This is a genomic window from Pseudomonas sp. BF-R-19 (genome assembly GCF_019956445.1).
Classification (GTDB): Bacteria; Pseudomonadota; Gammaproteobacteria; order Pseudomonadales; family Pseudomonadaceae; genus Aquipseudomonas; species Aquipseudomonas fluorescens_BH.
On record NZ_JAHBDN010000070.1, the window covers coordinates 1 to 11615 of the forward strand.

15 protein-coding genes are annotated in these 11615 nt (G+C 60.8%); 3 read left to right on the top strand and 12 right to left on the bottom strand.

Annotated elements, in window-relative coordinates; genetic code table 11:
- Positions 1-76: 76 nt before the first annotated feature.
- The 9 genes from KGB28_RS19960 to ubiE all read right to left on the bottom strand — a co-directional run bounded on the left by KGB28_RS19960 (position 77) and on the right by ubiE (position 6146).
- Positions 77-784, bottom strand: coding sequence for a 16S rRNA (uracil(1498)-N(3))-methyltransferase (locus tag KGB28_RS19960; protein WP_223447381.1), 708 nt, complete (start codon positions 782-784; stop codon positions 77-79).
- On the bottom strand, positions 781-1575 hold the full coding sequence (tatC, locus tag KGB28_RS19965) for a twin-arginine translocase subunit TatC (RefSeq protein WP_223447383.1): 795 nt from the start codon (positions 1573-1575) through the stop codon (positions 781-783). Before tatC ends, KGB28_RS19960 begins: the two co-directional genes overlap by 4 nt.
- Positions 1572-2024: a Sec-independent protein translocase protein TatB gene (gene tatB / locus KGB28_RS19970; RefSeq protein ID WP_150755665.1), complete on the bottom strand. Its 453-nt coding sequence runs from the start codon at positions 2022-2024 to the stop codon at positions 1572-1574. Before tatB ends, tatC begins: the two co-directional genes overlap by 4 nt.
- A 10-nt stretch (positions 2025-2034) precedes the next feature.
- Positions 2035-2307, bottom strand: coding sequence for a twin-arginine translocase TatA/TatE family subunit (locus KGB28_RS19975; RefSeq protein WP_007989280.1), 273 nt, complete (start codon positions 2305-2307; stop codon positions 2035-2037).
- Positions 2308-2332: 25 nt separating this feature from the next.
- Complete coding sequence (locus KGB28_RS19980; RefSeq protein WP_008047820.1) at positions 2333-2665, bottom strand: phosphoribosyl-ATP diphosphatase; 333 nt, start codon at positions 2663-2665, stop codon at positions 2333-2335.
- A complete protein-coding gene (hisI, locus tag KGB28_RS19985; protein WP_007989281.1) occupies positions 2658-3059 on the bottom strand; it encodes a phosphoribosyl-AMP cyclohydrolase in 402 nt (133 codons plus the stop codon). The genes KGB28_RS19980 and hisI overlap by 8 nt, the downstream gene beginning before the upstream one ends.
- Positions 3060-3151: 92 nt before the next feature.
- Complete coding sequence (gene ubiB / locus KGB28_RS19990) at positions 3152-4756, bottom strand: ubiquinone biosynthesis regulatory protein kinase UbiB (protein ID WP_223447386.1); 1605 nt, start codon at positions 4754-4756, stop codon at positions 3152-3154.
- Positions 4753-5376 carry an SCP2 domain-containing protein gene (locus KGB28_RS19995; RefSeq protein ID WP_223447388.1) on the bottom strand — a complete coding sequence of 208 codons (624 nt, stop codon included), beginning with the start codon at positions 5374-5376 and terminating at the stop codon, positions 4753-4755. The genes ubiB and KGB28_RS19995 overlap by 4 nt, the downstream gene beginning before the upstream one ends.
- Complete coding sequence (gene ubiE / locus KGB28_RS20000) at positions 5376-6146, bottom strand: bifunctional demethylmenaquinone methyltransferase/2-methoxy-6-polyprenyl-1,4-benzoquinol methylase UbiE (protein WP_223447390.1); 771 nt, start codon at positions 6144-6146, stop codon at positions 5376-5378. The genes KGB28_RS19995 and ubiE overlap by 1 nt, the downstream gene beginning before the upstream one ends.
- A gap of 155 nt (positions 6147-6301) precedes the next feature.
- Here ubiE and KGB28_RS20005 point away from each other — a divergent pair, with 155 nt between their 5' ends.
- The 3 genes from KGB28_RS20005 (at position 6302) to KGB28_RS20015 (ending at position 8076) form a co-directional block, all read left to right on the top strand.
- Entirely contained in the window at positions 6302-6577 is a 276-nt protein-coding gene (locus tag KGB28_RS20005) for a polyhydroxyalkanoic acid system family protein (RefSeq protein ID WP_150756793.1), read from the top strand.
- Between the two features lie 244 nt (positions 6578-6821).
- Positions 6822-7244, top strand: a complete 423-nt coding sequence (locus KGB28_RS20010; RefSeq protein ID WP_150726562.1) for a phasin family protein — start codon at positions 6822-6824, stop codon at positions 7242-7244.
- 10 nt (positions 7245-7254) lie between these two features.
- Positions 7255-8076: a phasin family protein gene (locus tag KGB28_RS20015; RefSeq protein WP_223447392.1), complete on the top strand. Its 822-nt coding sequence runs from the start codon at positions 7255-7257 to the stop codon at positions 8074-8076.
- A 193-nt stretch (positions 8077-8269) separates the two neighbouring features.
- Here KGB28_RS20015 and KGB28_RS20020 read toward each other — a convergent pair whose 3' ends face one another.
- From KGB28_RS20020 to phaZ, 3 genes are all read right to left on the bottom strand, one after another.
- The gene (locus KGB28_RS20020; RefSeq protein WP_223447394.1) at positions 8270-8890 is read right to left on the bottom strand and encodes a TetR/AcrR family transcriptional regulator; all 621 of its coding nucleotides are present in this window, start codon (positions 8888-8890) and stop codon (positions 8270-8272) included.
- Between the two features lie 59 nt (positions 8891-8949).
- The gene (gene phaC / locus KGB28_RS20025) at positions 8950-10632 is read right to left on the bottom strand and encodes a class II poly(R)-hydroxyalkanoic acid synthase (RefSeq protein WP_223447396.1); all 1683 of its coding nucleotides are present in this window, start codon (positions 10630-10632) and stop codon (positions 8950-8952) included.
- Positions 10633-10747: 115 nt separating this feature from the next.
- Positions 10748-11602, bottom strand: a complete 855-nt coding sequence (phaZ, locus tag KGB28_RS20030) for a poly(3-hydroxyalkanoate) depolymerase (protein WP_150726566.1) — start codon at positions 11600-11602, stop codon at positions 10748-10750.
- Positions 11603-11615: the final 13 nt, after the last annotated feature.

Genomic DNA, 11615 nt, shown 5'->3' on the forward strand with positions numbered 1-11615 from the left:
AGATGTGTATAAGAGACAGCTGATACACCGCCTTCGCGAGCAAGCCCGCTCCCACAGGGGGAATTGTGTAGGGGATTTAGAAAAGGCGTGCCAGCAGCGCGGTCACGGCGGTTTCGACGCGCAGGATGCGCTCGCCCAGTTGCACCGGTTGCAGGCCGGACTTGCCCAGCAGGTCGATTTCGTAGGGAATCCAGCCACCCTCCGGGCCGATGGCCAGGGTCACCGGTTCGCTGAGTGCGCGAGGGCAGGGCGGGTAATTGCCCGGATGCCCCACCAGGCCGAGGGTGCCTTCGGTGATCGCGGGCAGACGGTCTTCGACGAAGGGCTTGAAGCGCTTCTCAATCACGACTTCCGGCAGCACGCTGTCCCGCGCCTGTTCGAGGCCGAGGATCAACTGCTCGCGAATCGCCTCTGGTTCCAGGAAGGGGGTCTGCCAGAAGCTCTTCTCGACGCGATAGCTGTTGACCAGCACGATCCGTGGCACACCCATGGCCGCCACGGTCTGGAACACCCTGCGCAGCATCTTGGGCCGTGGCAGGGCCAATACCAGGGTCAATGGCAGCTTGGCTGGTGGCGGCTGGTCGAGGGTGACGCGCAATTCCGCTTCGTTGGCGTCCAGGCGCAGCACTTCGGCCGAGCCCATCAGCCCGCCGATCCGCCCGACGCGCATGCTGTCACCGACTTCGCAGCGGTGGACTTCCTGCATGTGGGTCAACCGGCGATCACGCAGGACCACCCGGTCGGCCGCAATGAAATCGGCATCGATGAGGAGCAGCAGGTTCACGCTTGGGTCGCTGGCGGCTGGTCGTTATGGTCGTCAGCCGACTGATCATCCGGGTGCTCGCCACGTTTGCTGATCAGGCTGCCAAACAGGATGCCAATCTCGAACAACAGCCACATCGGCACGGCCAGCAGGGTCTGCGAGAAGATGTCCGGCGGCGTCAGGATCATGCCGACCACGAAGCAGCCGATGATCACGTACGGGCGGATCTTCTTCAGGTACTTGACGTCGACCACGCCGATCCACACCAGCAGCACCACGGCCACCGGGATTTCGAACGCCACGCCAAAGGCGAAGAACAGCGTCATGACGAAATCGAGGTAGCTGGTGATGTCGGTCATCATTTCCACGCCGGCCGGGGTGGCGGCGGCGAAGAACTTGAAGATCAGCGGGAACACCAGGAAATAGGCGAACGCCATGCCGGCGTAGAACAGAAAGATGCTGGAGACCAGCAAGGGCACGGCGATGCGTTTTTCATGCTTGTACAGGCCCGGGGCGATGAAACCCCAGATCTGGTGCAGGATCACCGGGATCGCCAGGAACAGCGAAACCATCATCGTCAGCTTCAGTGGCGTCAGGAACGGCGACGACACGTCGGTGGCAATCATCGTCGCGCCGGCGGGCAGGTACGCGCGCAGTGGCGTGGAGACGAAGGTGTAGATCTGCTGGGTGAAGGCGAACAGCCCGGCAAAGATGATGAAGATCGCCGCTACGCAGCGCAGCAGACGGGTACGCAACTCGGTGAGGTGCGAAACCAGCGGCATGTGCTGGTCGTTTTCAGGAAGATCGCTCATGGGGCTCGCGGCGGCAGTGTTGGGTCATGAGGGGCCGGCGCAACGGGCGCAGCCGCGGGTGTAACGGGTTCAACCGGAGTGGCTGCAACAACAGGCGCGGGCTCGACAGGCGCGACAACGGGAGCAGGTGTCGGGTCGACGGCAGCGGCAGGCGCATGAATCGTCTGCGCACCCACGTGCTCCACCGGCGTCGGCTCCTGCTGGGTCGGCGTGAAGATCTTCCGCGCCTCCTGCTCAAGCGACAGGATGTGCTCGTTGTGCAGTTGCCGACGAATCTCGTCGGCACCGATTTCACGTTCAACTTCCTGTTTGATTGCGTTGAAGCTGCGCTTCAGACGCCCGACCCACAGGCCAGCGGTGCGCGCAGCGCCCGGCAAGCGCTCGGGGCCCAGCACCAGCAGGGCGACGAGGCCGACGAGCAGCAGTTCAGAGAAGCTGATACCAAACATTAGTCAGTGCTCACACGTCTTTGCGGATCGGCTCTTCGACTTTCTGTGCCTGCACGTCGATGGTGTGCGGCTGGTTCACGGATGCCTGTGGCTGAACCGGTGGAACCGGTTGGGCCGGGGTCGCATTCGGATCGGCCGGCTTTTCGTCGTCGTTCATGGCTTTCTTGAAGCCCTTGATCGACTCGCCGACGTCGGTGCCGAGGTTTTTCAGTTTCTTGGTGCCGAACACCAGTACCACGACAACCAGGATGACGATCCAGTGTTTCCAGTCAAAAATGCCCATGCTGCTGCTCCTCTCTAATAGTTATTCAGGCGGACGGGCGCGAGGCTTTCTCGGCGTGTCCGGAGAGACCGAAACGACGGTCCAGTTCATCGAGTACAGCCTGTGGATGCTGCCCCAATTGGGCGAGCATGACCATGCTGTGGAACCACAGATCGGCGGTTTCGTAGATCACATCGCTGCAGTCGCCGCTGATGGCGGCGTCCTTGGCGGCAATGATGGTTTCGACCGACTCTTCGCCGACTTTTTCCAGAATCTTGTTCAAGCCCTTGTGGTACAGGCTGGCGACGTACGAGCTGTCGGCGGCGGCGCCTTTGCGCTCCTCCAGTACCTCGGCGAGGCGGGTGAGAGTGTCACTCATGTTTATGCCCTGCGGAATAGATGGCGTGCGGATCTTTCAGGACCGGGTCGACGGTTGTCCAGTCGCCGTTCTCATAGACGCGGTAGAAGCAGCTCTGGCGGCCGGTATGACAGGCGATGTCGCCGATCTGCTCGACCATCAGGATGATGACGTCGGCGTCGCAGTCCAGGCGCATCTCGTGCAGGGTTTGCACATGGCCGGACTCTTCGCCCTTGCGCCATAGCTTGCCACGGGAGCGTGACCAGTAAATGGCGCGGTTCTCGGCAGCGGTCAGTTCCAGTGCTTCGCGGTTCATCCAGGCCATCATCAGGACGCGCCCGGTCTTGTGATCCTGGGCGATGGCCGGCACCAGGCCGTCAGCGTCCCACTTGATCTCGTCCAGCCAGTTTTTCATCTACGACTCCGATACGGGCCCGCACTTCAATAATCGGGGGGCCTACGTTCAATGCAGCGTCCAAACAGTGTGCCAGCGTGTTGCGCGACTGGCTATCGGCGCACGACCAGATACAAACCGACCGCCATCATGATGCCAGCTGGCCAATAGTCCAACTGATTCAGCGGTCCGCCAGCGGCAAGGATGGCGCCACCGGCCAGATGGGCCGTACCGAGCAGGCGCAGGAACCAGTCGTCACGGCGTCGATGCCACGCTGGCGGCGGGACGTAGGCGTAGGGTTGGGACATGCGTTCGAGCAGGTCGCGGGCCATGTTGGCCAGGTGCGGGATCTGTTCGAACTGGCTGTGCACGTTGCCGAGCAGGGCTTTGGGGCTGACCCGCTCGCGCATCCAGCGTTCGAGGAACGGCTGCGCGGTGTTCCACAGATCGAGGTCCGGGTACAGCTGACGGCCCAGGCCTTCGATGTTCAGCAGGGTTTTTTGCAGCAGGACCAACTGTGGCTGCACTTCCATGTTGAAGCGGCGTGCGGTCTGGAACAGGCGCATCAGCACCTGGCCGAAGGAAATATCTTTTAACGGTTTTTCGAAGATCGGCTCGCACACGGTACGGATCGCTGCTTCGAATTCGTTGAGTTTGGTTTCCGCCGGCACCCAGCCCGAATCGATGTGCAACTGCGCCACGCGACGGTAATCGCGCTTGAAGAAGGCGAACAGGTTGCGCGCCAGGTAATCCTGGTCTTCCGGGGTCAGGCTGCCGACGATGCCGCAGTCGATCGCAATGTATTGCGGGCTCCACGGGTTCACGGTGCTGACGAAAATGTTGCCGGGGTGCATGTCGGCGTGGAAGAAGCTGTCGCGGAACACCTGGGTGAAGAAAATCTCCACGCCACGTTCGGCGAGCATTTTCATGTCGGTGCGCTGGTCGGCCAGGGTCGCCAGATCGGTGACCTGAATGCCGTAGATGCGTTCCATTACCAGCACTTTCGGCCGGCACCAGTCCCAATAGACTTGCGGCACGTACAGCAGCGGCGAGCCGTCGAAGTTGCGCTTCAACTGGCTGGCGTTGGCCGCCTCGCGCAACAGGTCGAGTTCGTCGTAGATGGTTTTTTCGTAATCGCTGACCACGTCCACCGGGTGCAGCAGGCGCGCATCGGCGGAGAGTGTTTCGGCGGCGCGGGCGAGGATGAACAGCCACGCCAGGTCCTGGGCGATCACCGGTTTGAGGCCCGGGCGGATCACCTTGACCACCACTTCTTCACCGGTTTTCAGTTGCGCGGCATGTACCTGCGCCACCGAGGCCGAGGCCAGCGGCTCGACGTCGAAACGGCTGAACACGTCGCTGATTTTCTTGCCCAGCTGTTCTTCGATCAGTTTGACCGACACTTGCGAGTCGAACGGCGGTACGCGGTCCTGCAGCTTCATCAGTTCGTCGGCGATGTCTTCGGGCAACAGGTCGCGACGGGTGGACAGGATCTGCCCGAACTTGATGAAGATCGGCCCCAGGTCTTGCAACGCCAGGCGCAAGCGCGCGCCACGGCTCAGGTCCAGGGTCTTGCGCGGGAACCAGCGCCACGGCAAGGCATAACGCAGCGCCCGCAAGAACCAGGGCAGCGGCAGGGCGAACAGCAGGTCATCGAGGCGGTAGCGGATCACGACGCGCTGAATGCGCAACAAACGGCGGACGGCAAGCAGCTTCATGCGTTATCGCTTGGGTCGAGGGATCGGGAAAGGCGCTCGAAACGCGCCTCGAGACGTTCCAGATCGAGCTTGATCTGGTCCAGTTCACTGAATCGGGCTTCGGCTTCGCGCTGGCCGACGAGGGTGCGCGATTCTTCGGCCAGGTATTCGCCCAGGTTCTGGCCCAGGCTGGCAAAGCCTTGCTGATACCAGCGGGCGCGGCTGCGCAGGTGACCGCCGACCAGTTGCGTGGCCACCGGGCCCAGCACGCGTGCGAGTTCGTACTCCCAGTCCAGCTCAAGGTCCTGGAGGATCGCCGCCAGTTCCAGCAGCACGCCGCTGTCGCCGTCGAGTTCGACTTCAGGGCTGTGCAGGATCGAGGTCTTGTCCTTGCTCATGGCCAGCTTCAGCAGGCTCGAGGCCGGTGCACGCAAGGTGCAGTCGGCGCCGGTTTCCCACTGGGAGGCGAGCATCAGGCCTTCGTCGCTGGGCAGGATGAACAGTTGCAGCGCCGGGCTGCGACAGTCGATGGCAATCACTCTGCCGCTCAAATGCGCCAGCCGCGGCAGCGCCGTGCTGTCGAGGCGCAGCACCCGGTTCAGGCCGACTTCAACGCTGGCGAGCAGGCCGGCGAGCAGCATCAGGGTTTGATGCCGCGGTGCAGGGCAACGATGCCTGCGGTCATGTTGTGATAGGTCACGCGGTCGAAACCGGCCTCGACCATCATCGACTTCAGGGTTTCCTGGTTCGGGTGCATGCGGATCGATTCGGCCAGGTAGCGATAGCTTTCCGAGTCATTGGTGATCAGCTTGCCCATCAGCGGCATGAAGGCGAACGAGTAGGCGTCGTAGGCCTTGGACATCAGCGCGTTGGTCGGCTTGGAGAATTCCAGCACCAACAGGCGGCCACCAGGTTTGAGCACGCGCAGCATCGAGCGCAGGGCATCTTCCTTGTGGGTCACGTTGCGCAGGCCGAAGGCGATGGTCACGCAGTCGAAATGGTTGTCCGGGAACGGCAGCTTTTCCGCGTCGGCCTGGACGAATTCGACGTTGCCGGCCACACCGAGGTCCAGCAGGCGGTCACGACCGACCTTGAGCATGGATTCGTTGATGTCGGCCAATACGACCTGGCCGGTCGGGCCTACCAGATGCGAGAACTTGCGGGTCAGATCGCCGGTACCGCCGGCGATGTCCAGCACGCGGTTACCGGCGCGAACGCCCGACAGTTCGATCGCAAAGCGCTTCCACAGACGGTGCATACCGCCCGACAGAAGGTCGTTCATCAGGTCATACTTGGCGGCTACCGAGTGGAAAACTTCAGCGACTTTTTCCGCTTTCTGGCTTTCCGGAACGTTTTTGAAACCGAAGTGAGTGGTGGGTTCGGCATCGTTGCCTTTGCGCTGATCAGTCATATCGCTGTCACCAAAAGAGAATGCGCGACATTCTAATCCCCAAGGCATGCTTTGTCTTGGCAAGGCTGAAGGTAAGATGGGCAACCATCGGGACGTTTTGACGCAGCAGAGGTCAAGATGCCTCGAGAAAGCATCCATAAAGCAGGAGTCATTCGATGGCCCGTATTAGTGTTGAACGTGCCCATGGCCTGGGTAAGGAAGCCGCTCGCGAAAAGGCCGACAAGCTGGCGCAGAAACTTTCCGACCAGTATGGCCTGGAGCCGCAGTGGTCCGGCGACACCCTGAACCTCAAGCGCTCGGGTGTTAAGGGCGCAGTGCATATCAGTGAAGACTCGATCAAGGTCGACGTGGAACTGGGCCTGATGATGTCGGCCATGAGCGGCATGATCAAAGCGGAAATCGAAAAGGCGCTGGATAAGGTCCTGGTCTGACTTCCCCTTGAAATGAGATCCCCTGTGGGAGCGGGCTTGCTCGCGAAAGCGGTGTGTCAGTGAAATTTCTATCAACTGATACACCGCTTTCGCGAGCAAGCCCGCTCCCACATTTTGGTTTGTGGTGTGACCAAGGCTTTATGTCATTTGTTAGGGTGCCGTTTCTAATTTTTCTCCCTACTTTGTGCCAGAGCCCGACACTTACCCGGGCAGTTCCTCAAACCTTCTGCGCGTGAGGTGCACCATGGCCAAAGTTATTTTGAAGAAAAAAATCGACCCGTCGACCGGCACGCTGAGCGACGTCAAATCCTATGCCCGCAAGATCTGGCTGGCAGGCCTGGGTGCCTACACCAAGGTCGGCCAAGAGGGTAGCGAGTACTTTCAAGAGCTGATCAAAGCGGGTCAGGTTGTTGAAAAAAAAGGCAAAAAGGTAGTTGCTGAGAAACTTGAAGCGGCCAATGCCGAGATCGATGAAGCCAAGAGTGAAGTCAGTACTTTCAAAGGCCGCGTCGAAGTTCAACTCGACAAGGTCGAGAAGGCGTTTGACACGCGTGTCGCAAGTGCCTTGAATCGTATCGGTATTCCGTCTAAACATGACGTTGAGGCACTCTCTGCTAAGCTCGATGAGCTGACGGCATTGCTCGAACGTGTCGCGCGTAAATCTTAAGGAGAACGGGATGGCTGTTAAAAAGAACACCGAAAAAGAAGGCAGCTCGTGGATCGGGAAGGTTGAAGATTACTCCCGAAAAATCTGGCTGGCTGGTTTAGGCGTGTACTCGAAGATCGACACTGACGGCAGCAAACTCTTCGATGCATTGGTTAAGGACGGCGAGAAAGCCGAGAAGCTCACCAAGAGCGCTGTTGGCAAGACTGTCGACGCCGCCAAGGACTCCGCTTCTTCGGCCAAGTCGCGTATCAGCGGCGTGAAAGATCGCGCACTGGGCAAGTGGGATGAGCTGGAAGGTGCTTTCGACAAGCGTCTGAACAGCGCCATTTCGCGTCTGGGCGTACCGAGCCGCAACGAAGTCAAGGCACTGCACAGCAAGGTCGATACCCTGACCAAGCAAATCGAAAAACTGACCGGTGCCAAGGTTGCGCCTGTTGCGGCGAAAACCGCGGCAGCCAAGCCTGCTGCCAAGCCGGCCGCCAAAACCGCAGCCAAGCCACTGGCAAAAGCAGCGGCCAAACCTGTTGCCAAGCCTGCGGCTAAAACTGCAGCCGCCAAACCGGCCGCCGCAAAAGCCGCCGCCAAACCAGCGGCTAAACCGGCCGCCAAGCCTGCAGCGAAAACTGCAGCGGCCAAACCCGTTGCGGCGAAAAAACCAGCGGTGAAAAAGCCGGCCGCTCCAAAAGCCGCCGCGCCAAAACCAGCAGTGGCAGCTGCCAAACCGGCAACGCCGGCAGCTCCGGTCAGCGCATCGAACTCCGCTACCGCACCGACCCCTGCTGTCACCCCGACTGTCGCGCCGGCTCCATCGACGCCAACCAGTCAGTCCTGATTTTCAGGGCTCAAGAAAACGCCCGGCCTGTGAAGGCCGGGCGTTTTTGTTTGTGCGCGAATCTCTGAGCGACACAAGCCCACTGTGGGAGCGAGCTTGCTCGCGATGAGGCCATCACATTCAACATTGATGTTGGCTGAACAGACGCCATCGCGAGCAAGCTCGCTCCCGCAGGGTTTCGATGTGGTCAGGGTTATTCGTGGTCTTCCAGATACTCCATTGCCATCTGTTCGGTTGCAGCCTTCATCGACGGCAGCAGGTGCGGCGCCACCAGCATCATGATCTGGTAAACCACCAATCGCACCTCGCCCTGACGATCAAGAATCCGCTGGTAATCCAGCGAGAACAGCAGGGTCATGGTGATCTGTTCCACCAGTTGCCCCAGTGCCTGGGTATCGCTGACCAGCAGCCCTTGCGCCTGCAATCGTGCCAGCAGCGATGCCAGTGTGCGCTTGAGTGCATTGAGCAGGTTGCGAATGCCCTTGGCCAGTTTCGGCAGACGCCCGGCGAGGTTCGACAGGTCCTGGAACAGGAACCGGTAGTGGGACAGGCGTTCGACGATCAGGTGCAGGAACAGCCAGTATTCTTCGGGTGCCAGTTCAGCATCGGCCGGTGGATCGAGCAAGGGCGCCAGTTCGCCCTGAAAACGCTCGAACAGCCCGAGAATCAGCGGTTCCTTGCCGTGGAAGTGGTAGTAGAGGTTGCCCGGGCTGATGCCCATCTCATTGGCAACTTCCATGGTGGAGACATTCGGTTCGCCCTTTTGATTGAACAACTGCAGGGCACATTCGAGGATCCGGTCGCGGGTTTTCATCCAGTCTTCTTAATGATCGGGTCTTGCCACGGCCGGCAGAGGCCGTGGCTCGTTGAACGTCAGCGCACGCGCACGTAAGTACCGGGTGCTGCCTCCATCGGTGGATAGTTCTGGTTGCCGAGCGCCATGTGGGTTTCCTTCTGCGCGCCGGAACGTTCCTGAATCCAGCTCAGCCATTGGGTCCACCAGCTGCCGTCGACATGCTTGGCGTCGTAGTACCAGGCTCGGGGGTCGCTGCTCAGTTTGCCATTCTCGACGTAGTTGGCTTTCGGGTTGCTCGGCGGGTTGAGGATGCTCTGCACATGACCGCTGTTGGACAGCACGAAGCGTCGCTCGCCACCGAGCAACAGCGTCGAGCGATACACCGCGTCCCACGGTGTGATGTGATCGTTGATACCGGCGACGCTGAAGCTGTCGACGGTGACCTTTTGCAAATCGATCGGCGTGCCACACACTTCCAGCCCGCCCGGGTGGGTCAGCGGGTTGTGCTTGAAGAAGTCCAGCAGGTCGCCATGCAGGGCGGCCGGCAGGCGTGTGTTGTCGTTGTTCCAGTAGAGAATGTCGAACGCCGGTGGCTCCTTGCCCAACAGGTAGTTGTTGACGAAGTAGCTCCAGATCAAGTCGTTGGGGCGCATCCACGCGAAGACCTTGGCCATGTCGCGGCCGTCCAGTACACCTTTCTGATAGGAGCGGCGCTTGGCAGCCTCCAGAGTCTGCTCGTCGGCGAACAGCGTAGCGGGGCTGTCCATCTGACTGTCGAGCAGGCTCACCAGATAAGTCGCGCTGGACACCCTGCGCAGCTGCCGCTTGGCCTGCAGGTGTCCTTGCAACGCGGCTATGGTCAGCCCGCCGGCGCAGGCGCCCATCAGGTTGACCTCGCGTGCGCCGGTGATCGCCCGGCAGACATTCATGGCCTCTTCCACGGCTTCCACGTAGGTCGAGAGCCCCCATTCGCGGTGACGCACATCCGGGTTGCGCCAACTGATCATGAAGGTTTGCAGGCCGTTTTTCAGGGCGTACTGGACAAAGCTGTTATGGGGGCTCAGATCGAAAATGTAGTACTTGTTGATTTGCGGCGGCACCACCAGCAGGGGCCTGGAATACTGCTTTTCGCTCATCGGCTTGTACTGGATCAACTCCAGCAGCTCGTTGCGAAACACCACGGCACCGGTGGTGGTGGCGACCGTCTTGCCAACCTCGAACGCTTGCTTGGTGACTTGCCGGGGCAGGCCATCGTTGTGCAGCAGATCGTCCACCAAATGGCTGATGCCCCGCACCAGGCTGTTACCGCCGGAATTGAAGAGCTCCTTGACCGCCAGTGGATTGAGCAGGGTGTTGGAGGGCGATACGGCATCGTTGAGCAGGGCGAAAGCGAAGTGGGCGCGGGCGCGGTCGTCCGGGCTCATGTTGCTCTCGTCGATCCAGCTCTTGACCTGTTTCTGCCAGCTCAGATAGGCCTGCAGGCTACGGCGATAAAACGGGTTGAGGCTCCACGCCGGATCGGTGAAGCGAGCGTCCTGCGGGTTGGTCGGATGCAGGGTTTCGCCCAGCAGCACACGGCCAAGTTGACCGCCGAGTTTGAGGGCATGTCGGGCGCTGTGTACCGGATTGCGCAAGCCATGGGCGGCCACACTGCGCAGGGTCGACAACAGATCCCGACCGCGCAGGCCGGTAATCGCACTCTGTGCATTGATGAACGCGGCGGGAGTCGGCAGGGAATCCCTCGCTGGTTTCTCGCGCATGAGTCAACACTCCTTCGTCTTCAGGCCAAAAACAAATACACCGAACCAGAACACCATAGACGCTGTAACGGGTTGTTGCGCGGCGTGGCGTCCTGCCGACCGCTGAGGCAGCGGTTTAGCTGCCCAATGGCGCCGGACGCGGATGCATCACCGCGCGCTGGCGCTCCTCTTCCAGGAATTTCATGATGATCGGGGCCACCGCTTCGGCCCGGGTAATCAGGAACAGATGCCCGTCATCGATGATGTGCAGCTGGGCGTTGGGAATTCGCCAGGCCAGCAAGCGCATGTTGACCAACGGGATCAGTGGGTCATCGTCGCCGGCCAGTACCAGGGTCGGCTGGCGGATCTTGTGCAACCAGTGAATGCTGGTCCAGCCGAGGCCGGCGAACAGCTGCCAGTAGTAACCGAGCTTGCCCGCTGAACGCACCTTGGCCGCATGGCTGGCGGCCAGCGTCGGGTCGCGACGGAACGCACCACCGTAGATCATCGGCGCAATGCGGATCACGTGGGACGGCTGGATGTAACGTCGCGGGCTGGCCATCATCCACAGCACTTTCGGTTTGCCCGGCACCATCACCGCACCTGCCGCCGTTGCGGCCAGCACGAGTTTCTTGCAGCGCTCCGGATAGTCGAAGGCGAACTGCTGGGCCAGGGCGCCACCCCAGGACACGCCGATGACGTTGACCTGCCCGTAGTCGAGATAGTCGAGCATCCGCGCCGTAAGTTTCGCCAGGCTCGGAAAACGATACGGCCGGTTCGGTGTCGACGAACCGCCGACGCCGGGTACGTCGAAGGCGATGACTTCCAGGTCCGGGTCCAGCGCCGCGATGAACGGAAACACCAGCTCCAGGTTGGCGCCGATGCCGTTGAAAATCAGCAGGGGCGTCAAGTGAGGCTTGCCGGGGCGTACCGCCGTGCGGAGCGTCTGGCCATCCAGATCGACGGTACGGAATATGAAGGGTTGCGGCATGCTTCTGGCCCTG

Coding starts and splice junctions, on each gene's coding strand:
- tatC (WP_223447383.1), bottom strand. CDS start 1,575: ATGAGCGATCTTCCTGAAAACGACCAGCACATGCCGCTGGTTTCGCAC.
- tatB (WP_150755665.1), bottom strand. CDS start 2,024: ATGTTTGGTATCAGCTTCTCTGAACTGCTGCTCGTCGGCCTCGTCGCC.
- KGB28_RS19975 (WP_007989280.1), bottom strand. CDS start 2,307: ATGGGCATTTTTGACTGGAAACACTGGATCGTCATCCTGGTTGTCGTG.
- KGB28_RS19980 (WP_008047820.1), bottom strand. CDS start 2,665: ATGAGTGACACTCTCACCCGCCTCGCCGAGGTACTGGAGGAGCGCAAA.
- hisI (WP_007989281.1), bottom strand. CDS start 3,059: ATGAAAAACTGGCTGGACGAGATCAAGTGGGACGCTGACGGCCTGGTG.
- ubiB (WP_223447386.1), bottom strand. CDS start 4,756: ATGAAGCTGCTTGCCGTCCGCCGTTTGTTGCGCATTCAGCGCGTCGTG.
- KGB28_RS19995 (WP_223447388.1), bottom strand. CDS start 5,376: ATGCTGCTCGCCGGCCTGCTCGCCAGCGTTGAAGTCGGCCTGAACCGG.
- ubiE (WP_223447390.1), bottom strand. CDS start 6,146: ATGACTGATCAGCGCAAAGGCAACGATGCCGAACCCACCACTCACTTC.
- KGB28_RS20005 (WP_150756793.1), top strand. CDS start 6,302: ATGGCCCGTATTAGTGTTGAACGTGCCCATGGCCTGGGTAAGGAAGCC.
- KGB28_RS20010 (WP_150726562.1), top strand. CDS start 6,822: ATGGCCAAAGTTATTTTGAAGAAAAAAATCGACCCGTCGACCGGCACG.
- KGB28_RS20015 (WP_223447392.1), top strand. CDS start 7,255: ATGGCTGTTAAAAAGAACACCGAAAAAGAAGGCAGCTCGTGGATCGGG.
- KGB28_RS20020 (WP_223447394.1), bottom strand. CDS start 8,890: ATGAAAACCCGCGACCGGATCCTCGAATGTGCCCTGCAGTTGTTCAAT.
- phaC (WP_223447396.1), bottom strand. CDS start 10,632: ATGCGCGAGAAACCAGCGAGGGATTCCCTGCCGACTCCCGCCGCGTTC.
- phaZ (WP_150726566.1), bottom strand. CDS start 11,602: ATGCCGCAACCCTTCATATTCCGTACCGTCGATCTGGATGGCCAGACG.